A 19,478-nucleotide genomic window follows, 5' to 3' on the forward strand; every position below is an offset into this window, starting at 1 on the left:
TTCTCAGTCTCCTCTTTTCCGAACAAAAAGTGTGGTATTTACGGTGGTAATCTGCTCTCTAGCTTACCACCGTAAATACCACACTGTCAAGAAGGCATCTTCTTTTGATCAGTTCTTTAGGAGCCTGAGTGCGCGGTGGAGGTAGAGTTAGCGTGAGAGCCACTGCGCGACCCTAAGACAACAGCGATAGTGACGGCTTGCCCAACCAGAGTTTGAACACCTACAACATATGGTTTGATCTCGCCACCGGTCCGCTGTGATACCCAGGAGGCTGCACCATTCGCAAGGTATGAAGCAGCGAAACCTCCTCCGAAGCCTGACCAGAGCCATTCTTTGGCGATAGCTGAAGCAAGAGTATTATTTACAGCTGCTACACCAAGATTAAAGACGACGTCACCGGCTCCGGTCTGCGATGCTCTTCGAACCGCACGCTCTATTGAGCGAAGCGTATTAACCCAGGTTTTTTCTTGAGCTTCAGGCGGTTGCGTACGAAGATCATTCATCCCTTTTTGCAAGATCTTATCCACATCTGTAAGACATTGATGCATCTTTTGATCCTCCGAGTACTCCGGATGTGAAAAAGCCCACCTCCCTGCTGCGGCAACGTTTTCCATCACAGTGCGGTTTCGCCATGTCTTTGCTTCGGGCAAATCAACATAGCCTAGTGATTCTCCCACCAAATTATGTAATTGCTCAACCCGCTCATATGGTGTTTTTGCAGACGTACTGGCTGTGGGGAGTTCGGTAGTGCTCGATAGGTCCAAACGTGGGCGATCAAGTGAGCGACGAGAGGTAGAGGGCTCTATGCCATAGAGATCCAGAGCAGACTGGCCACCATATAACGCCTTCCGGTTTATTGCCTGCCGTCTTACTCTAGGTGAAATTCGTTCTTCTCTCCTTAATGCCTCTTGAACGCTTCCCTGGCCAGCCTCGGATCTGGACGTTTCGGGCGTACCTCCACTCCATTCACTCATGCCACTTGTCTGGTGGAGAGGACTATAGGTCGTTCGCATCTCATTTTGTGTAGAAGCTAATGTCACACGCTGACGTTCAGATCCAACCTCGGGCCTCCTCGACGAACCCTGCCGAACAATTTCTGGTGGGGTAGGGGAACTGCTTCGGAAATTGGGTCCAAATTCGGCATCAGTCGACAACGATCTCATCGGGATCACATCCGGGTTGAAAGTGGACCCGCTTGGGAGACTGCGTCCTACATCGGGCGTCCTCATCCAGCTGTCCCGGAGAACGTCTAGTCGGGGAGTGGAACCACTTTGACGACCACGTCCGAGTTCGGGATTGGACCCGCCTGAGAGGCTGCGTCCTACATCGGGCACCCTCGACGGCCCCTGCAGGACAATTTCTGGTCGGGTAGGAGAACTGCTGTGGGCATCATCACTACCCGATGTAATCGGGGCCACATCTAGCCTGGAAGTAGAATTGCTTGGGTGACCGCGTCTGAGTTCGGGAGTAGACCTGCCTGGGTGACCGCGTTCAACATCGCGTATACTCAGTTGGTCATCCCGAAGAACATCTAGTCGGGAAGTGGAATTGCTTTGAAGACCTCGTCCTACATCGGACCCCCTCAACGAACCCTGCCGAACAATTTCTGATGAGGCATGGGAAATGCGTTCGGCATCCTCGCCGCCCGATCTCATCCGGATCACATCCAGACTGGGAGTGGGACTGCTTTGAGGACCACCGTGTCCGAGTTCGGTGGCAGACCCACCTTGTTGACTGCGTCTGAGTTCGGGATTGGACCTGTTGTTCCTAAGATTGAGTCCGGCAGCGGACTTCTCACCATTCTGCATAGAATTGTTTCCTCTCCTCTATTACATTTTCTTCTGACCCTTGCGCCTAAAAGGTGCACAACAGTGAATACCCAGGTTTTTCACAAGGACAGACCAACCACGCAGGATTATTTTCCTGCCACAAACTTCCGGCTCACGTCGAAAAAAACTCATGAGGAAGAACTACGTGTCAAACCGGGAGTGGGGTTGATGCAAAATAGACCACATCTTAGAGAAAAGAAATGGATACGATAAATGAAAACAATAGATATTTTCATACTATGAAAATCCTTTCTCAACATCGAGATCAATCCCTCTTATATCAAAATGAACGACTATTCCTTTGTATGGTTATGATGAAATGCTTTTTGATACAATAGCAGTAAAAATTATACTACTCATAGGTAATTTTTACGCAATACCATGCATTATCGGAATAACACATACAGGCACACAAATCAATTGTCTCGCTTAAAGAATATCCTCTCAAGAAATACAAGAGCGAACTCAACTTATCGAGTTAATTCCTCGGTGATCGATCTCTAAGATAGCTTACATTAATAGAGACATCAAAATAGACACAAATCTGACAGAAACGGTGCAATGCGCTGTCATTTCATTATTTGCTGACATGATGTAGACGCACATAGAGAAACTCCAGCACATCTTTGAAGATATAACCCAAAAGATAGGCACGTAACATCAGGTGGAGGAAAATCATGAGAACGATAACCAATATCATGTATTATGAGAGGGATCTTTCCAAACTCGTCGAGGTGGATAGTTAAGAGGAAGCCTGATCTCTGTCAGTAGCGTCCCACTCAGGATAAGTGCACATCCAATCAGGCCTCGTACGCCCAGGCTATGTCCATTCCAGATATAGTCGGCCAGGGCAGCAAAGATAGGCTCTGTGGCAAAAATAAGCGCTACTCTCGTCGGGGTACTGTAGCGCTGAATGTGGGTCTGTGCGATGAAAGCGAAGGCTGTAGCGACCACGGCGGTTACAAGCAGTGCCAGCAAGACAGGCGGCCGTAAGAGCAGATCGCTGGTAAATATATGTTGCCAGGGCTCGAAGATCAAGCCTGCCAGGACGCTCAGACAGGCAACGGTGGCTAGCTGGATCACGACCAGGTCGTTGAGCGAAGTACGATCTGAAAATTTGTCGGTATAGATGATCTGTAAAGCAAAGGCAATCGAGCAGAAAAAGGCCAGCACATCGCCCGGATTAATCTGGCTAAAATTCACGAAGGCCAGTAGATAGAGTCCGATAGTCGCGACACCCACTCCACACAGCGAGGCTACATTGGGACGCGTACGAAGAATCAGCCACGCCAAAAGTGGTATCAGCGTGACGGATAAGCCCGTCAAGAAGCCTGATTTACCTGAGGTGGTATACAACAGACTAAAGGTTTGTAGTCCATAGCCTGCGAAAAGGATACAGCCTAAGATGATGCCACGACCCAGGGTACGCAATGGAATCATCCGAGTATCAGTTTTGCGCGTACTGGTAGCAAAGATAAAAAGGAGCAGTGCAGCCAGCCCAAAACGTAACGCCAGAAAGGTTAGAGGGGGGAGCAAAACGATCGCATCCTGGACCAGCACAAAAGTTAGTCCCCAGCTACAGGCAATACTCAGCAAGATCAGGTCGAAAAGCCATCGTTTCGTGTGTGGCATAGATATCCCCTCATACTGGCGGCGTTACATTCACATCCATAAATATGCCCTCCCATCATAGATCATCTCAATCACAATGACAACCAGCTCAAATCCTCTCATTCAGACCAGCAAGCCACTTTCTGAGAAGTGTTTACAAAGGAAAAGGTTCCCTATAGCCAGAGTGGGTTATTTCCTCTTTTCATTCTCTATGGTAGAGTGCAGTCAGGTTTCTCCTGCTTTCAGGAGGAACCCTTCTAGCAAAACGAACATGAGACACAGGAGATATGAAACGTGGATACAATGCATAATGAGTTGACAGGTGATCAAAGCAAAGAGGCAATGCATAAAATCGAGACAATGGCCGATGGTATTATCGCATCGTCAACTGGCCTCAGCGGACTCAATGGGCTCGGCCTGTTTGCAGGAAATGTGAAGGCCGTATCGCTGCTATTTGCAGTGATTTATACCCTTCCAATTCTTTTTCTAGGCATCGCAGTCCTGTACGCCTTATGGGTCAAATATCCCCATGAACTCACGCCATCTCCGTCCTCAAGCATGCTGCGAAGAAAGCACAAAAGTTGCCAGCGTGCGGCCGTCTTTCTCGCCATTGGAGTATTTATGCTGTTCGCCGCCTCACTTATCTATGCAGCACGCACGCTTATATAGTAGATCGCATACATATCCAGCTTGAAGCCTGTGATGCTTGAAATTCAAATTTTATCGATAGCATTTACGCATCCCATCAGATAAACAGATCATCAATGGAGACGATTTGTGTTATCATATCATCTAGAAGTATAGTCTACTTTGATCATCCATCCCGTCGCCACTTATGCCAGCGCAGGCAGCAGCACTTTCTACCTGACAAGTAGCAAGTTAAAGGGATTACAGGTCACTCTATTCCTTTTAGAGGATCATTTTTGTTTATCACGACAAGGAGGTCACCCACGATGAAACGTCGTACCATGATCGGTCTGATGGGTAGCACATTTGTAAGCATTGCCAGCTTACCCGCTCTCACGGCATATGCCAGCGAAAACAATCAAGCACGAGCGAGCGCATCCTATACAGCGATGCAGAAATATTTTTATGAGCCCGACGGCTCTCACTTGTATCATGAGCAGTATCCTGTCGCAACAGGAGATAATACTTACTCCTATGAATGGCCCTTCTCGCAGGCCCACATTGCCACCATTGATCTCGCCAATCTCCCGGGCATCCAGGGACGCTTCTATCTGAATGCGCTCAAAGATCGCGGTCTGGGACAGGAGCGCTACTGGAATACGACGGGCGCAACCGGATTGCCTGGCTACGATTCGTATGCGCGTCCTCCCTACGGCACAGGCGGCGACAAATTCTATGATGACAATGAATGGGTCGGTCTGGCAACCATCCAGTTGTATAAAATGGACGGCAACAGAGCGCATTTGGAGCGGGCCAAACAAATTTTCGCGCTGGTAGTCTCGGGTTGGGATACCGATACAACGCATGCGGCTCCCGGTGGAGTATTCTGGACACAGGCATCATGGAGTCAGGATCGCAATACGGTCTCAAATATGCCCGGAGCCGCGTTGGGACTGCATCTCTATCAATTGACCGGCAACCAGTATTATTTTACCTGGGCCAAAAAGATGTATGACTGGACAAATACCTATCTGCTCGCACCAAATAATCTCTACTGGGATCACATCAATCTGACCGGGACAATCGAGAAAACGCAATGGAGCTATAATCAAGGAGTGCCGGTCGGCGTCAATGTGCTTTTCTATCAGATCACACATAACCCGCTCTACCTGCGGCGAGCGCAGACCATCGCCAATGCAGCCCTGGATTTTTATGGAGTCGATGATAGCCTCTATCAACAGCCTGCCTATTTCAACTCGATCTTCTTTAAGAATCTGCTCCTGCTGCAAGCGGCGAACCATGATCCGCGCTACCTCAAAGCCATGCAAGCGTATGCCGATCGGGTCTGGAACACCTATCGCGATCCAGCGACAGGGCTCTTCCACTTTAATGGATCATCAGAAACACAGCTGCTTGAGCAAGCCGCGATGACACAGATTTATGCGGTCCTCGCCTCAAATCCAGCACATTATTACTTTTAATCCGCCCGAGGCAATGTAACGGCATCGGCTCTGTCAAAGGACATCGTGCCTCGGTTGCATCGGAGGCGTACATCCAAAGCCCCGACAGCCACGCGATGCCTTTTGGCAGAGTAGTAAGTGAGCCATTCTACTCATGAGACGACTAGGAGCGTCAGAGCTGTGATCCTTTCTTCTCCTCCGCGTCAATCCCAAACTACGGGTAAAGCATCCAGACTCCGTGAATTCAAGCTAAAATTCCAGGTGATGTTTTCACGTGGAATTGAGAGGCGCAGATTGGGCATACGCTTGAGCAGGGTAGTAAAAGCAATATCTCCTTCCAGGCGGGCCAGCGGTGCCCCCAAACAGATATGGATGCCCTGCCCAAAGGCAAGATGACGATTGAGCGTCCGCGCAATCTCCAGTTCCTCTGGCTGGGTAAACTGGCACTCATCTCGATTCGCAGAACCCAGGATAGGAAAGAGGATATCCCCTCGCTTGATCTGCTGCCCGCCGAGTTCCATATCTTCGGTAGCATAGCGAGGTCCCGCGATAGTGGCAGGGCCATTAAAGCGCAGCAATTCCTCGACCGCTGCAGGCATCAAGCTCAGGTCCGCTTTAAGCTGCTCTAGTTGAGCGGGATAATCCAGGAGCATCAAGGTGCCGGTAGCGATCAAGTTGGAGGTAGTCTCATGGCCAGCAAAAATCAGTAACGTGATCGTCGAGAGTAGTTCGTTTTCGCTCAACTGCTCCCCTTCCTCTTCGATAGCAATCAGTTGGCTGATCAAGTCGTCTGCCGGATGCTGGCGTTTCTCAGCCACCAGGCGCGCTGTGTATGCTCCAAAGGCTCGCATGTGCTCCTCGACTCCCGGATCGCGCCCACCCACACTCAGCCCTTGAGCCAGCGCTTCCGACCAGAGGCGAATCTGGTCCCAGTCGTCTTGAGGAATCCCAAGCATCCCAGCAATGACATTGATCGGTAGAGGAAAGGCATAGTCTTTCACAAGTTCCATCTGGCCTTGAGCCTGTACCCGGTCAAGCAGCCCGTCAGCGATTTCCTGCACACGCGGACGCAAGCTTTCGATATAGCGAGGCGTGAAAGCTTTCGACACCAGCTTGCGCAAGCGTCGATGATCAGGTTCATCGACCGTGAGCATCGTTTTTTCAGTAAAGAAGGTTGATGTATCCGTCGCCTCAGAGCCGTTTCGCCCCATCAAGCTATCGATCCCAATGGAGCCGGGGTCCACGGTAAAGTGAGCCTGATCTTTGAGCACTTGCACAACCTCTTCCATGCGCGTGACTGCCCAAACCTGGTTATCCTTTCCCGCCAGAGGGAGCGGGAGTGGCACCACAGAACCTACAGCTCGTATCTGCGCAAACAAGGCAAACGGATTCGCCACAATTTCGGGGTTATCACCGATGAAAAGGCTAAACATCGCTGTATCTGATACAGGCTGATCTTGAGTATTCATCTTAATCTTCCTTTCACTCGTGTTTTCTTCCTCAAAAGCACCAATCAACGCGTACATGCACTATCCCCAATGAGCATGTTTACCTTTCTGCCCTATCAGTACATAATGGATAAAAAGAGGAGTATCATCACAACGTTTTCGGTTCGACATTCCCTGTCAACATGGTCAACAGGGAATGGGCGAGTCGCGCAGCTAGCTCATCAAGCGAATGAGATGTTTCGAGCAGATCCATAATACTGTAAAACGTACCCATAATGATGACTGAGGATATGTTTTGATCAAGATCCTGACGAAAAATGCCCGCTTGCACGCCCTGCACAAGTAGATCTTTAGGAATCTCTAAGAACCGCATACGTACCTGTGACACATAGGAAGGGTCCATAAGTTTGATCAAGCGGGGATCGTGAAGTACACTGCTGAGCGATCGATACTGGTCTTGCATGCGTACTCCGATCGAAACAAGCGCCAGCAGAGCCGCACGAGGATCATCAGGATGAGAGGTATGCGCAACGCGGAATTGCTCCAAAGCATCCTCAATCACACTTTGCAGAATCGCACGCAGAAGATCCTCACGATTGGCAAAATGTCCATACAAGGTGCCCACCCCAAGATGAGCCAGAGCGGCAACTTCGTTCATTTCGAGTTCCAACCCGCGCTCGGCAAAAACGGTCAGGGCTGCTTGCAGAATTCGCGCACGATTAGTCACTGCATCACTACGTTTCGTCGATCCCATATACTTAATCTCCCCTTGAAAAAAGGACAATCTTATAAAGTGACGATGAGCAATAAATCGAAGTCGAATTCATATTCGAGATTATAGAGCAGCAAAAGATTTTTGTCAAGAATATTTTCTTTCGCTCGCGGCAATTCGCTTGATCGCGGGGTGAGCTAAGCGTGCGACTCCACTTTAGTCGAGTGGCACGACCTGCTTCTGCTCATGCGACTCCAGAGCCGCAGTGAAAAGCAGGTGGCTCTGATAGGTTTCCTCAGGCGTGACGCAATACAAGGGCTGTTTCATATTTGTGCGATGGACCAGTTCATCACAGAAGGCAGCCCACATTTGCAGGATCGAGTCCGAGAAGCCAAATTCGAAAATGTCGCCCGTGATACTCGGATACGCTGAACTGTAGGGCATGTCGATACTCTGCCAAACCTGCTCGTCTCCTGGAGTGTAGGAGAGCCAACGCAATGCCTTTGGGTCCCGGGTACTAAACTCAACCGAGAGTGAGGTGCCCATCACACGTAAAAACCAGGTATTGGCGTGTCCAGGAGCGATACGTTTCGTCGAGAGCGTCATTGGGAAAGCCTGCGTCTCGGTGACCACATCACAGGCCAAAATCGCGTTATCCCACGTCTCGCAGGGAACCATCTCGCCCTGAGCGTTGGGACGCTCCGGCACGATGTTGGAGAGAAAGGCACGTACGTTGCGCGGCTTCCAGCCGAAACGCAAGGGGAGATGCAAGACATGCATGCCAAGATCTCCCATGCAGCCGTACTCGCCGTTCATCTTGACAAGCCGCTTCCAGTTGATCGGCTTGAGCGGGTTGAGATCGCTGCTATGCCAGAATCCCGCCTCGACCTCAATGATAGTGCCCAGACGTCCCTCACGCACCCATTGAGCCAGTCGATAGGCACCCGGGAAGAACGGCATCTCAGAAGAACTGCGCACCAGCAGTTCTGGATGCTCTTTGAGCGCTTCAAGGATGGATTTGTTGGCTTCGAGATCAATACCAAAAGGCTTCTCTCCCAGCAGATGCTTACCAACCTGAATGATGTCTCGATAGACCTGAGCGTGCAAATTATGCGGGAGCGCACAGTAGATAGCATCAACTTCTGAGCTTTCCAGCAGTTGATGATAATCGTTGGTGACAAGGAGCAGGTCAGGGATGGCACGTTCGAACCATGCAACGGCTTGCGGATTGACATCACAGACAGCCACAATCTTCGGCTGCACATCCATATCGAGCAAGTGACACCAACGAGCCGCCGCACTGGCAAACTCACGCCCCATCAATCCGCAACCAATAATCCCAAAGCGTATTTCTTGCATGCTCACGGAACCATTCCTCTCTCCAGACAGACATATCCGACAGCATCTTGCCATAGTTTACATAGCTGATCAATGCTGATTAAATTTGATCATTTTGCAAATATAGTTTCTTTTGAGACACCTGTCAATGGCACTCTCTGTGATTTTGCAGCATACCTGGCTTGCCCAGGTGCAGGAGAGTGACCTTCCTGAACTTCTGAGCTGCTCATAGGGTGGAACACCTGATCCTTGCTCTCACGCGTACAAAAGCGCTAAAATGGGGGAAAGGAGGTGTTACGTTGTCAACGCAAGATAACAAAGCCATTGCTCGTCGGCTGTATGAAGAGGCATTGAATACGGGAAATCTCGCAGTGGTTGACGAGCTGGTAGCTCCCACCATGGTGCTGCATTACGACTATCCGACAGACAATCCTGGGGCTACGGAAACCCAGTCTGGTCCCGAAGCAATCAAACATTTCGTCTCCCTCGTGCGCATGACCTTTCCCGACTATCATTTTACGGTGGAGCTCCAGGTCGCCGAAGGGGATCTGGTGGTGACTCGGGGAACGGCGCGGGGGACGCACCAGGGACAGTATTGGGACAGCACGTGGCAGGACATCTCTCCCACGGCCAAGCAGGTACGTTGGACGGAGACCGCCATTGATCGAATCGTGGAGGGCAAGATCGTGGAAAACTGGATCAACGAAGATGCCCTCGGCAGATTACAACAGCTCGGTGCTTTCCCCACCCCTGGGCAATCCAGCTAGTTCCTTCATGTGTATCAGGCCAATGAGGAGCAAATGACCACTCAGCATGTTGGAGAGATGATATGGATGGGCTTATCCCAAAGCTGTGTCAGAGCCTCACAATGTGCCTGAGTGATAATCCCACCTTCCTACCTATGTGGTTACACTATTGAAGTCTTCTAAACTGGCGAGAGGCGTGTAGTCCCCCCATAAAGATGAGAACTCCAGCTCCGATATGAAGCAGGTTGATCGCATTCAGTTCGCCTATGGGCAGAAGGACGACGACCCCTTGCAGCAGCGTACTGCTCACATAACCGCTGAGGAACGTGGCAAGCAATGAACTCAAGGTCGTAATAGTTCCCACTGAAGAGGTATCCCTGCCACAAAGGAACCAACGGAAAGGCAAAAGAAAACAAACATGCAGGAGACATGTTTGTTTTCTTTTGCGGTGGTCGGCGGGGATCTTAGATCACCGAACGAATCGTGCCGCCATCGACGCGGATCGTTGCGCCACTTACATACTCAGCGACCGGGCTGGCCAGATATGCGACTGCCGCGGCGATCTCCTCTGGCCGAGCGAAGCGACCTACATCGTTGGGAGCCATGTGCTGTATCGCGGTACGTTCGATCTCGTCCCACGTCTCGCCCCAACCATACGCTGAGCCCATGCTGGTGAGCGCCTCCCGAACCGACTCCACCAGGACCGCGCCGGGAGACACGACGTTGGATGTCACGCCAGTGTCCTTCAGTTCACGTGCGAGGGAGACCGCCAGGTTGTGACGCGCTGCCAGTGTCGCATTGTAGTTCGGTCCACCAGCTCCTGGCTGCTGCGATAGGCCACCACCAATCTGAATCACCCGCCCCCAGTGTCGCTCACGCATCTGCGGCACCAGGCGCTGGATCATTCGCACACTGGAGATAACGTTGGTGTTGTATGACTGCGCCCAGATCTCGGCCGTCGCCTCTGCCCAAGAGAGAAAGCTCATCGCGCCTTTGTCCACAACAACTCCAGCATTATTGACCAGAATATCAAGAGGACCACCATCAAGCACTGTAGCGGCCACAGCATCAGCGCCCGCATCGGTGCCGAGGTCACCAAGAGCGACCTCGGCACCCCCTCCGGCGGCACGGATCGCTGCGGCGACGGCGCTAGCTCGGCCTTCGTCACGACCATGCACCACGACCACAACGCCCTCGCTGGCGAGCTGCTTCGCGATCGCCTCACCTATCCCGGAACTCGATCCTGTCACCAGAGCCCTCTTCCCCGTTAATCTTAAATCCATTATCTCATACCTTGCCTTTCAATTGACTTTTTGCAGGCACTTCGCGCCCGCGTTTCTATGGTATACTGATAGAGATCCTAGAACAAGATGAGCAATGATCATAGGAATGTTACTCCTCTGTTTCAAGAGATGCTCTTTTTCAGATACAGGATGAGAGGCTAGCATGGTCAGTCAGCGGCACTCGCAAGAATATCGTTTACAGGAACTGGGAGATTTTCTGCGTACGCGCAGAGCAAGGCTTGCGCCTGAAGATGTGGGACTGCCGCGAGGAAGTCGACGCAAAACGCCTGGACTCAGACGAGCGGAGGTGGCACAGATGGTGGGTGTTAGCGTGGATTGGTATACCTGGTTAGAGCAGGGACGTCCGATTACTCCTTCCACGCAGGTTTTAGAGCGTCTGGTACAGACGCTACGCCTGGATGCAAATGAAAGAAACCATCTCTTCTTCTTAGCTCAGCAACAGGCACCTCCGGCGCTGTTACAGGAAACCGAGATCGTGAGTCCAGCGTTACAACATTTTCTTGATCAGTTCGACACTCGTCCAGCCTTTGTGACAGGAAGACGCTGGGATACCCTGGCCTGGAATGATGCCGGATGCGCGGTCTTTGGCGATTTTCGCCAGAGGACCGAACGCGAACGTAATACAGTCTGGGGCATCTTCACCAATCCCTTATCTCGGCAATTTGTTGTCAACTGGGAAGATGATGCGCGACACATCTTAGCACAATTCCGGAGCAATTGTGGTCGTTATCCTGGAGACATCCAATTGACCGAGTTAATCAATGATCTCATGCTAGCTAGCCCGGAATTTCGCGCTTGGTGGCCTGATCACGAGGTACAAAGTGGTCAGGAAGGGCGCAAAACACTCAACCATCCACAAGTGGGATATCTCATGTTTGAACGTCTCACCTTTCAGGTCTTTGATACGCCAGATCTCAAAGTCACGGTGTATACTCCATTGGAGGAAGCAGAAACCCCTCGCAAGCTGGAGTTGTTGCTGGAGCAGTGGCATCAAGAGAAATCTGATACCCCTCACAAACTGGAGATGTTACTGGAGCAGCAGTATCAACAAGAAGGACGGAGACCTCATACTCCCGAAGTGGTCCACCATCTTCCACAGATACAGCGATCAGCACAAGATACGGTTGAATTATGGCTGGCTGAATGCTGCAAAAGAGTGACAGGAGCCTGGGTGGCAAACAGCGACGTCATGAGCTCCTATACTCATTGGTGCGAGGCACATGGATACGTACCAAAAAAGGCCAAAGGCTTATCGCAATCGTTAGCCGCACACGGCCTGGAAGTCAGTGTGCGACAATGGATCTATACAGATGCGGGGATACGCACAAAAACACGAGGCGTTCTAGGTCTACGCGTGCAAGATTGCTAGCAAACAGCGGATACAAGTGGGGACAGATTATTGTGGATACTCATCTGTCCCCACATCTGTGCAAGCGAGCTTCCTCCTGCACAGTCAAAGTTCATCACACTGTGGTCCAGCCGGCCAAGATGACCCCTTGCGCCAGGCATCCAGGCCAGCCGACGTAGCGGCGCGGCTCCGCCGTGCTGTCACTCCACGCACGACAACGTCCCACCGTGGGGAGGTTATCTCGATGGAACCCCATGTGGAGCGTAGTCGTACGAGTCACAGACAGCACGGCGGAGCCGCGCCGCTACGTCGGTGAGCGTTTACACCGTGAGCGAAAGGATATCCTATCCTCTCTGATTTTTACTGACAATATTGTCGATTTATCTGGCCCCATCTGTCCCCAGATGGCTAAATAAAGAGAGAGTCTCTTTCAGCAAGCAGTGCAGTTGGGACTCCTCTCCTGCACATTCCGCGCTCGAAAATCCAAAGCCCACTCTTTCGCTTGCACTAACCGATCCATATCCTCGCGGTAGCCACCTTTACCATCGCTGGCCTCTCTGACACGCCCTCGAAAGGCCTGCCAGATCTGCTCGGAGGTTGCCTCCAGCGAAAGACCAAGTAGCTCAAAGGCGTGCAAAAAATGATCGGAGACCGAAAACTGATCCCGCACTGAGTCATCTTCCCATTCATCCCTACCGTCAGCTTCTCTGCTCCAACGAGCCTCCAATGTTTCTTCCAGGGGAATGTTCAGGCGATGATAGAAATTAACTGCGTACGACGTATTCGCGGCCGCAACTACTTGCTCAAAGGAAACTCCCAGGCACTGCGCGAGGATGCTTACTTCATGACGCGTCAAGCTAAGCTGTCGTTCCCCTCGCAGGAGTGCCAGAGTCTCATAGATATCTTTCTGCAACGCCTGCGAGACGTCCCAAACGGCCTTGCCACTCAAACAGCGCAAACCTTCAAGCGTTGTTAACATAGCCCACTCCATCGAAATAGGATAAAGCCTCATCTGTCCTCGGTCGTCATACGCAAGAGGACAGAGGTTATGCGCAACAGTGTAACATGAGATTGACTTTTATTCAATATAGTATCATCGCACTGAGAGATCAAACCAGCAAAAGTAGCGCCGTGTTCTTGTAATTCGCTTGATCGCGACGTACCATTAAATCTAACTTATTCGGGAGCCAAATCTTCATAAGCTCTGCCGTTAAAGTAACTCATAGAGTAAAAACTCATCCATTACCGAGCCTTCCGCGATACAGCTACTTTCCAATATCTTTTCTATGATTTATCAAATGTACTCATCTTATTTCTCTTGGCATAAAAACAGTAGAATTTCCAAAATTCTGTTTCATACATTGACATCCTTGATTTCTCTTGTGTATACTTTCTGGACTAGAGAATAAAATGCCTCTCGATCAGCATTTTTATACTTTATCTAGATCAATATTAATGAATAACATGATGAAGTCATTTTATCTTCTAGTCCACTATTTTTCTAGTCCACTATTTGCACTATGATCTATAGGAGCAGATCTCTATTTATGCACGTGCCGACCTTATCATAAGGTGATCAGTCGTTATCAAGGACGGACCGTGAGAATTTTTGATAGAAGGTGCAATTTCTATGCGTAATAAAGCACTGATAATAACTACAGCTGTTTTAATCTGCCTACTTGTCCTTGTTGTTATCGTGGCAGCCTGGATGAAACAAAAATTATCCTCTCAAGCACTTGTTATTTTTGTGATCGTACTTATTGTGATCACAGTGACGGTTGTTATTGTTAGGATTTTTTATAATCCCAACAATGAAAAGATGTAGAGTTTAAATAAAACAATAAAGAAATCTCTTTTTTAGTTATTAGGGGCTGAACTCTTGAAGGGAAATATATCTCATAAATGATTAACAAATTCATAATCTAATAAGTGAAAGGTTTAAAAACATGGAAGGTTTACTTTGGGCATTATTCACAATTCTTTTGTTTCTCATTTTTTTCCCTGTAGCTATATTTGTTCTAAGTAAGTGGTTACATTTATCTGTCAAAGTAACGAGAGAGCTCTATCTAAGTACTTTTGTTATTTTCGTTGGAGATATCCTACATATTCTTTTTTCTTCTATCACATTTTTCATCTTTATTGGCATGGCTGTAGTTATTATTTTAGGTACTATATGTTTATCTCTCTTGAAAGAACAGAAATAGTATCCTCTCAATAATCTGGGAGAGCAGAATAATGCTCTCTAAATGAAAGTTTGTGTTTGTCTATTTGCATTGACGCGTTCTTTCCGCTTTAAAGTCGAGTGAGAGGCATCTAGCTGTGGCACCAATGGGAACTTCGATCCTAAGGTACAGGCGCGTTAGTAGCAAGCTATGGGTATAATCCCTTCGGAGGTCTGGACGGGGGGGAATAGTCCAAAGTGGATTAATAGTATGTGGCAGACCTTTACTAGAGCCACTAAATAAGGCATATTCTCTTTTTACTCTCAACTACCCTCAACTACCCTATTTCAAGCGCCTCTCGGTCTTTTGGTATTGCCCCAGGCGAGAAAGCGACGTTTTCTTGTCGATTAAAAATTGTAAAAAGGAAAATGAAAAAATAATGTACCATACATTTTTCATCGACGTTTTCATTGGCTTTGTTATTGGTCTTATCGTGATTGTTGGTATGACACTTCTTGGACGTCAAATATTAATGAAGTTTGTGAATGTAGCTAGAAGATATGAAAGACTCAAGCAGGATGGAACAAGGGTAAGTGCAACAGTAACGCAAATCGAGCCGATCCCTTACCAGAGGCGTTTTAGGGCTGCTCCAACTGAAGAGAATCCCTACGCAAGTGAGGAAATCGGGGTAAATGAAACTCATTTTAAGCTCACTGCGACGTGGCAGAATACACAAACAGGTAAAAAATATACATTTCAGATACCTATTCTTTATCCAGAAGAATTTCCACAAGGAAGTCCAATTGTCTTTTTTGTTGACCTCCAACATCCTAGATATTATATTCCTGAATCTCTGCATGAAGAGGATGGAGTATGGAAAGGAGAAAATCAGTGAATCTTTTTTTACAATTGCTCAGTATTCTCCTTGGTATGCTCCTAGCAGGTGCATTTTTATTCATTAGTATGGTTTGCTATGGTTATGGAAGACTGCTTATATGGGGCAAACAAGCCTCTGCTGTTGTAAAGAAAAAACACATAATAGGAGAAACAACGCTTATCGACGTGGAATGGTACCATCCGAGAGTAAAAAATGCGGTAACATTTAGAATCCGGACACAAAATGGAAATATATATATGGTTGGACAAACAATCTCTCTTTTCATTGATCCCTCCAAACCTTCCTGGCGTCTTGTCGGATGGCGTGAGGAATTCCGGCGCTCCTTTTTACGTGTTCATCGAGCTATGATGTAGATAGGTTAGAACAGACGTTTTGTTCTTAAAATGTAATGATGAGACTTTGAGTTGTAACAACGACGCCAATTCGTTGGCGTCGGCGTGCAACATGGAAAATGGAAACCGGGGCACGGCAGCGCCACCTCCAGCTATGACAGTAAGTGAGATAATATCATGTTAAAAACGAGATTGCCTTTAATTATTTTTGACATTATTGTTCTAATTGCAGGTGTATTGTCACTCGTAAGAGCACTAAATGGAGGAGGAAATACTCAATATCTTATTGCAACCATTATGTTTGCAGGTTTTTTATTCTTTACCTTTTTGTTGCTGGTAATAAAAGACTAATGTCACTAATGGCACCTCGAGCCCAAAGCCATTGAGTCTGGCACAGACGTACACGTATAAGATGCCCTAATTCAGAGAACCTCAAGCAGCATATAAGGAAGGTCTTTATGCCTGGAGTAAACGAGAAAAACGGATCATCGAGTTCAGAAAAAGCAATTCTTCAATGCAAGAAAGAAAATGAAAAAATGACTTTTTGGTCTTAACCTGTTCGCTCTAGGAACTAGCCAACGTCTTTCGTGAGCCAGAGAATAAGGTCGTGGTCGACCGTGATAGTCTCTCCCTGCTTGATTGGACGCTGTCCCTGACAGACTCCGCGTCCATCGGGCACATAGCCACGTTTGGCGTACAATTGCTGAGCCGGTCCATAGACATCGAAGAGGCCCACAGTGATTCCTGCTTGTCTGGCGCGTGTCGCGATCAATTGCTCGGCCGCATCCATCAGTTGGGAGGCAATACCTTGTCGCTGAAATTGTGGGAAGACCGCCAGGTGATGGATCAGTGGGATGTTGTGCCGACGAAATGCAGGGTTGTTCGATTGCCAGCGAATGGTAAGATAGCCCGCCAGTTCGCTGGCAACTGAGGCCAGAAAGGTATCGGCTTGCCCCTCGGCATGTCCAGCAAAATGGTGTCGAGCCTCCTCTGGCTGGTCAGGATAAACTTGCTCGGTAAAGCATTGGATGACTTCGTCCAGGGCCGTCGTGGTTACTCGTTCGATATGGATTGCGGTCATGACGTTTCCTTTCACTATGATATCTGCCAAACCCTCCATTATAGTACAGCTAAATGGACGACTAACCTCCATCAAAGACCAAAATGGTCTATACTGTGTCCAGACGAGCAAAAGCAACCAAGCAATTTATCATCCAGGGACGGAAACAAGACAAGGGGATGCAAAATGACTGGTGCTCTCTTAACAAAAGTTGATACGTGGTTTAGTCACCGTTTCCTGGTCGCCTGCTGGAGTCCCGTGTGTATCATCTCTCTGATCACGGCGGCTTTGTTTCTGGCGTTCATTGGTGATCTCTTCGCCTTTGGCCGATGGTTGGACGAACGCACCGGCACCGAGCAGATTCTCATGGGCGCGGGGGTCTTTATGCTGACCATTGTCGGCGCGTATATTATGGAAACGCTGACCATTCCTTTGTTCCATCTGTATCAAGGAGAATGGGTTCACGGCAAGTTGGCACACTGGAGTTGCCAGCGACAAAGATCACATAAGACAAAAAGCGCACATCTAGCTCACAATCGCTTTTTCCCGAAACAGACAGAACGTATCAAGCCAACCCGGCTGGGGAATATCGTAGCCGCGAACGAGGAACAGATACAGCAACTCTATCAGATTGACATAAACACCTGGCTTCCTCACCTCTTAGCAGTTCTCCCAGCACCCTTCCGAGCACAAATAGATACCGCACTGACGCCAGTATTGGCCATGTTCAATTCCAGCTTTCTCTTGACGCTTGTCGCCCTTGAAAGCATTATCATTGTCCTCATCGCCCCTGTCCACTGGCTGGAGGCGCTACTCGTTTTGTGTGCAGGATTGTTATTAGCACGTATGGCCTATAAAACGGCTGTGCGCCAGATGCTGATCTGCAACAATGTGATTCGGATCGGCTTCGATCTGTATCGTCAGGATATCCTCACGCACCTGCACGTTCCCTTACCAGATAATCTCTTCGACGAGCAGCAACTCTGGAAGGTGCTCAACGCCTGGATGGCAACACAACAACCTCCCTGGGAGGCTGATCACGCCAGGCCGGTCTCGTCTCCTGACGATCCTTTCTACAATGATAGCCATCAGCCAGCCGCTCCTCCTGACATCCCCAAAGCATCATAGCTAGTTGTGCTCTGCTTATTCGGTCGTGACAGGAGCTTGCAATTTCGACTTCAGGCACGCAAAGAATTGTCCGGTCAGTTTCTCAGCGGTGCTGCTCATCAAGCGTGCTCCGACGCTGGCGATGGTGCCGCCGACGACGACGTTGGCCTGCCAATCCATCTGTGTCTCGTTGGGACTGGGGGCACTGAGATGCATGGTTCCGGATAGTTCGACGGCACTGCCAGGTGCTTTCCCGCGTCCTTTAACCACCATCAATTCGGGCTCGCGCATCTCCGGACGCGTAACGTCCAAAGTGAACTTGGCCTTGACCGGACCTACTCCGACGGCGACAACCGCCTTCCAATGCTCATCTTCCAACGTCTCCAGACTTTGAAAGCCGGGAGCACACTCGGCGACTTTATTGACGTCGAGCAGGTATGTCCATACCTGCTCAATGGGGACCGCGATGGTTTGGATACCTGAGAATTCCATATTCGTCGATTACCTTTCGTTGATAACAAGATAGCGCTGTGGCTCACGTTCAAATTGTTTCTTACAGGAGGGACAACAGAAATAGAATTCTCGTCCGTCGTGGCTGCTATGATGACGAGCTTGCGCTATTTCTACGGTCATGCCACAGATAGGGTCGATGGCGGTGGATGGTGGATCAGGTGGCGTGATCTTCTCCACAACCGACAGCGGTTCTTGCCCGCCAGGATTCACTGTGGCATGTGCCAGCGTCTTACGACGTTGCAGTTGTATCAATTCAGCGATAATGCTGGCCGCGATCTCTTCGGGTGTCACCGCGCCAATATCCAATCCAGCTGGCGCTTTCAGCCGCGCCAGATACTGCTCCTCCATGCCCGACTCGCGCAGAGAGCTCCGACAGCTTTCCGCTCTCCGTGGACTACTGACCATCCCGACATACGCGGCCGAGCTGCGTAGTACCTGTTCGAGCACATCTTCATCATACTGTCCATGCGTGGCAACCAGGATATAGCTTCGTTCATGGATCTGCACCCGGCTGATATCAGAGCTATCCAGCTGCGTGACGTGGAAATCGAGGAGCGGCGCAAGCTGGAGCAGAGCGCTGATGATGGGCGATTCTCCGATGAGAAGCAGTTCTGGCACCGGTAGATGCGGCTCGATGTAGATATCGAGTACGCCTTTGCTGGCGCACGCCATCGGGAAGACGCGCACGCCGTTTTGCGTATTAGAAAAGCTTTCGGCGTCCGATGAGCCAAGGCGTAGCAGAAAAGGCTCGCTGCCCTCCTGCAAGACACGCTTGGACTCTCGCTTCACAATCGGGAGAGCACAACTTCCGCCGATCCATCCGACGACCTGTCCGTTATCCTGGATGATTGCCTGCGAGCCCGGTTTCGCGGAGGTGGGATTTTCACAACGCACCACGGTTGCCAGTACAAATGGTTTTCCGGTTTGTTTGAGTTGAAAAGCCAGCTCAAGCAGAGAGTGAGACATAACATCCTCCAGCGGAT

20 protein-coding genes are annotated in these 19,478 nt (G+C 49.5%); 9 read left to right on the forward strand and 11 right to left on the reverse strand.

Annotation, left to right across the window (positions count from 1 at the left end):
* Positions 1 to 116 precede the first annotated feature (116 nt).
* Together AC27N8_RS04700 and AC27N8_RS04705 are read right to left on the reverse strand one after the other, a co-directional pair.
* The gene (locus tag AC27N8_RS04700) at positions 117 to 1,808 is read right to left on the reverse strand and encodes a hypothetical protein (protein ID WP_487064457.1); all 1,692 of its coding nucleotides are present in this window, start codon (positions 1,806 to 1,808) and stop codon (positions 117 to 119) included.
* A 717-nt stretch (positions 1,809 to 2,525) separates the two neighbouring features.
* Positions 2,526 to 3,461 carry a DMT family transporter gene (locus AC27N8_RS04705; RefSeq protein ID WP_487064459.1) on the reverse strand — a complete coding sequence of 312 codons (936 nt, stop codon included), beginning with the start codon at positions 3,459 to 3,461 and terminating at the stop codon, positions 2,526 to 2,528.
* Between the two features lie 273 nt (positions 3,462 to 3,734).
* Between AC27N8_RS04705 and AC27N8_RS04710 the strand changes: the two genes are divergently transcribed.
* Positions 3,735 to 4,109, forward strand: a complete 375-nt coding sequence (locus AC27N8_RS04710) for a hypothetical protein (protein WP_487064461.1) — start codon at positions 3,735 to 3,737, stop codon at positions 4,107 to 4,109.
* A 284-nt stretch (positions 4,110 to 4,393) separates the two neighbouring features.
* The gene (locus tag AC27N8_RS04715; RefSeq protein WP_487064463.1) at positions 4,394 to 5,548 is read left to right on the forward strand and encodes a glycoside hydrolase family 76 protein; all 1,155 of its coding nucleotides are present in this window, start codon (positions 4,394 to 4,396) and stop codon (positions 5,546 to 5,548) included.
* Between the two features lie 182 nt (positions 5,549 to 5,730).
* On the opposite strand, the gene AC27N8_RS04720 is transcribed toward AC27N8_RS04715, so the two are convergent.
* The 3 genes from AC27N8_RS04720 to AC27N8_RS04730 form a co-directional block, all read right to left on the reverse strand.
* Entirely contained in the window at positions 5,731 to 6,996 is a 1,266-nt protein-coding gene (locus AC27N8_RS04720) for a cytochrome P450 family protein (protein ID WP_487064465.1), read from the reverse strand.
* A gap of 127 nt (positions 6,997 to 7,123) precedes the next feature.
* A complete protein-coding gene (locus AC27N8_RS04725; RefSeq protein WP_487064467.1) occupies positions 7,124 to 7,729 on the reverse strand; it encodes a TetR/AcrR family transcriptional regulator in 606 nt (201 codons plus the stop codon).
* A gap of 174 nt (positions 7,730 to 7,903) precedes the next feature.
* The gene (locus AC27N8_RS04730) at positions 7,904 to 9,046 is read right to left on the reverse strand and encodes a Gfo/Idh/MocA family protein (RefSeq protein WP_487067903.1); all 1,143 of its coding nucleotides are present in this window, start codon (positions 9,044 to 9,046) and stop codon (positions 7,904 to 7,906) included.
* Between the two features lie 212 nt (positions 9,047 to 9,258).
* Here AC27N8_RS04730 and AC27N8_RS04735 point away from each other — a divergent pair, with 212 nt between their 5' ends.
* A complete protein-coding gene (locus AC27N8_RS04735; RefSeq protein ID WP_487064469.1) occupies positions 9,259 to 9,792 on the forward strand; it encodes an ester cyclase in 534 nt (177 codons plus the stop codon).
* A gap of 145 nt (positions 9,793 to 9,937) precedes the next feature.
* Here the strand turns inward: AC27N8_RS04735 and AC27N8_RS04740 are convergent, their stop codons facing one another.
* The gene (locus AC27N8_RS04740; RefSeq protein WP_487064471.1) at positions 9,938 to 10,135 is read right to left on the reverse strand and encodes a hypothetical protein; all 198 of its coding nucleotides are present in this window, start codon (positions 10,133 to 10,135) and stop codon (positions 9,938 to 9,940) included.
* A gap of 100 nt (positions 10,136 to 10,235) precedes the next feature.
* Positions 10,236 to 11,054 (reverse strand): SDR family NAD(P)-dependent oxidoreductase, encoded by an 819-nt coding sequence (locus AC27N8_RS04745; RefSeq protein ID WP_487064473.1) that lies wholly within the window; start codon positions 11,052 to 11,054, stop codon positions 10,236 to 10,238.
* Between the two features lie 163 nt (positions 11,055 to 11,217).
* Here AC27N8_RS04745 and AC27N8_RS04750 point away from each other — a divergent pair, with 163 nt between their 5' ends.
* Positions 11,218 to 12,444, forward strand: a complete 1,227-nt coding sequence (locus tag AC27N8_RS04750; RefSeq protein ID WP_487064475.1) for a helix-turn-helix transcriptional regulator — start codon at positions 11,218 to 11,220, stop codon at positions 12,442 to 12,444.
* Positions 12,445 to 12,460: 16 nt separating this feature from the next.
* Positions 12,461 to 12,739, forward strand: a complete 279-nt coding sequence (locus tag AC27N8_RS04755) for a hypothetical protein (protein WP_487064477.1) — start codon at positions 12,461 to 12,463, stop codon at positions 12,737 to 12,739.
* A gap of 114 nt (positions 12,740 to 12,853) precedes the next feature.
* Here the strand turns inward: AC27N8_RS04755 and AC27N8_RS04760 are convergent, their stop codons facing one another.
* A complete protein-coding gene (locus AC27N8_RS04760) occupies positions 12,854 to 13,402 on the reverse strand; it encodes a hypothetical protein (protein WP_487064479.1) in 549 nt (182 codons plus the stop codon).
* A 651-nt stretch (positions 13,403 to 14,053) separates the two neighbouring features.
* On the opposite strand from AC27N8_RS04760, the gene AC27N8_RS04765 reads away from it, so the two are divergent.
* The 3 genes from AC27N8_RS04765 (at position 14,054) to AC27N8_RS04775 (ending at position 15,836) form a co-directional block, all read left to right on the forward strand.
* On the forward strand, positions 14,054 to 14,248 hold the full coding sequence (locus tag AC27N8_RS04765) for a hypothetical protein (protein WP_487064481.1): 195 nt from the start codon (positions 14,054 to 14,056) through the stop codon (positions 14,246 to 14,248).
* 737 nt (positions 14,249 to 14,985) lie between these two features.
* Positions 14,986 to 15,480 (forward strand): hypothetical protein, encoded by a 495-nt coding sequence (locus AC27N8_RS04770; RefSeq protein ID WP_487064483.1) that lies wholly within the window; start codon positions 14,986 to 14,988, stop codon positions 15,478 to 15,480.
* Positions 15,477 to 15,836 carry a hypothetical protein gene (locus AC27N8_RS04775; protein ID WP_487064485.1) on the forward strand — a complete coding sequence of 120 codons (360 nt, stop codon included), beginning with the start codon at positions 15,477 to 15,479 and terminating at the stop codon, positions 15,834 to 15,836. Before AC27N8_RS04770 ends, AC27N8_RS04775 begins: the two co-directional genes overlap by 4 nt.
* Positions 15,837 to 16,386: 550 nt before the next feature.
* Here the strand turns inward: AC27N8_RS04775 and AC27N8_RS04780 are convergent.
* The gene (locus AC27N8_RS04780) at positions 16,387 to 16,896 is read right to left on the reverse strand and encodes a GNAT family N-acetyltransferase (RefSeq protein ID WP_487064487.1); all 510 of its coding nucleotides are present in this window, start codon (positions 16,894 to 16,896) and stop codon (positions 16,387 to 16,389) included.
* Between the two features lie 165 nt (positions 16,897 to 17,061).
* Here AC27N8_RS04780 and AC27N8_RS04785 point away from each other — a divergent pair, with 165 nt between their 5' ends.
* A complete protein-coding gene (locus AC27N8_RS04785; protein WP_487064489.1) occupies positions 17,062 to 18,003 on the forward strand; it encodes a hypothetical protein in 942 nt (313 codons plus the stop codon).
* Between the two features lie 15 nt (positions 18,004 to 18,018).
* Here AC27N8_RS04785 and AC27N8_RS04790 read toward each other — a convergent pair whose 3' ends face one another.
* Complete coding sequence (locus AC27N8_RS04790; RefSeq protein ID WP_487064491.1) at positions 18,019 to 18,474, reverse strand: SRPBCC family protein; 456 nt, start codon at positions 18,472 to 18,474, stop codon at positions 18,019 to 18,021.
* 9 nt (positions 18,475 to 18,483) lie between these two features.
* Positions 18,484 to 19,461 (reverse strand): XdhC family protein, encoded by a 978-nt coding sequence (locus AC27N8_RS04795; RefSeq protein ID WP_487064493.1) that lies wholly within the window; start codon positions 19,459 to 19,461, stop codon positions 18,484 to 18,486.
* Between the last annotated feature and the right edge of the window lie 17 nt (positions 19,462 to 19,478).

Source organism: Dictyobacter sp. Z7_2 (genome assembly GCF_057551105.1).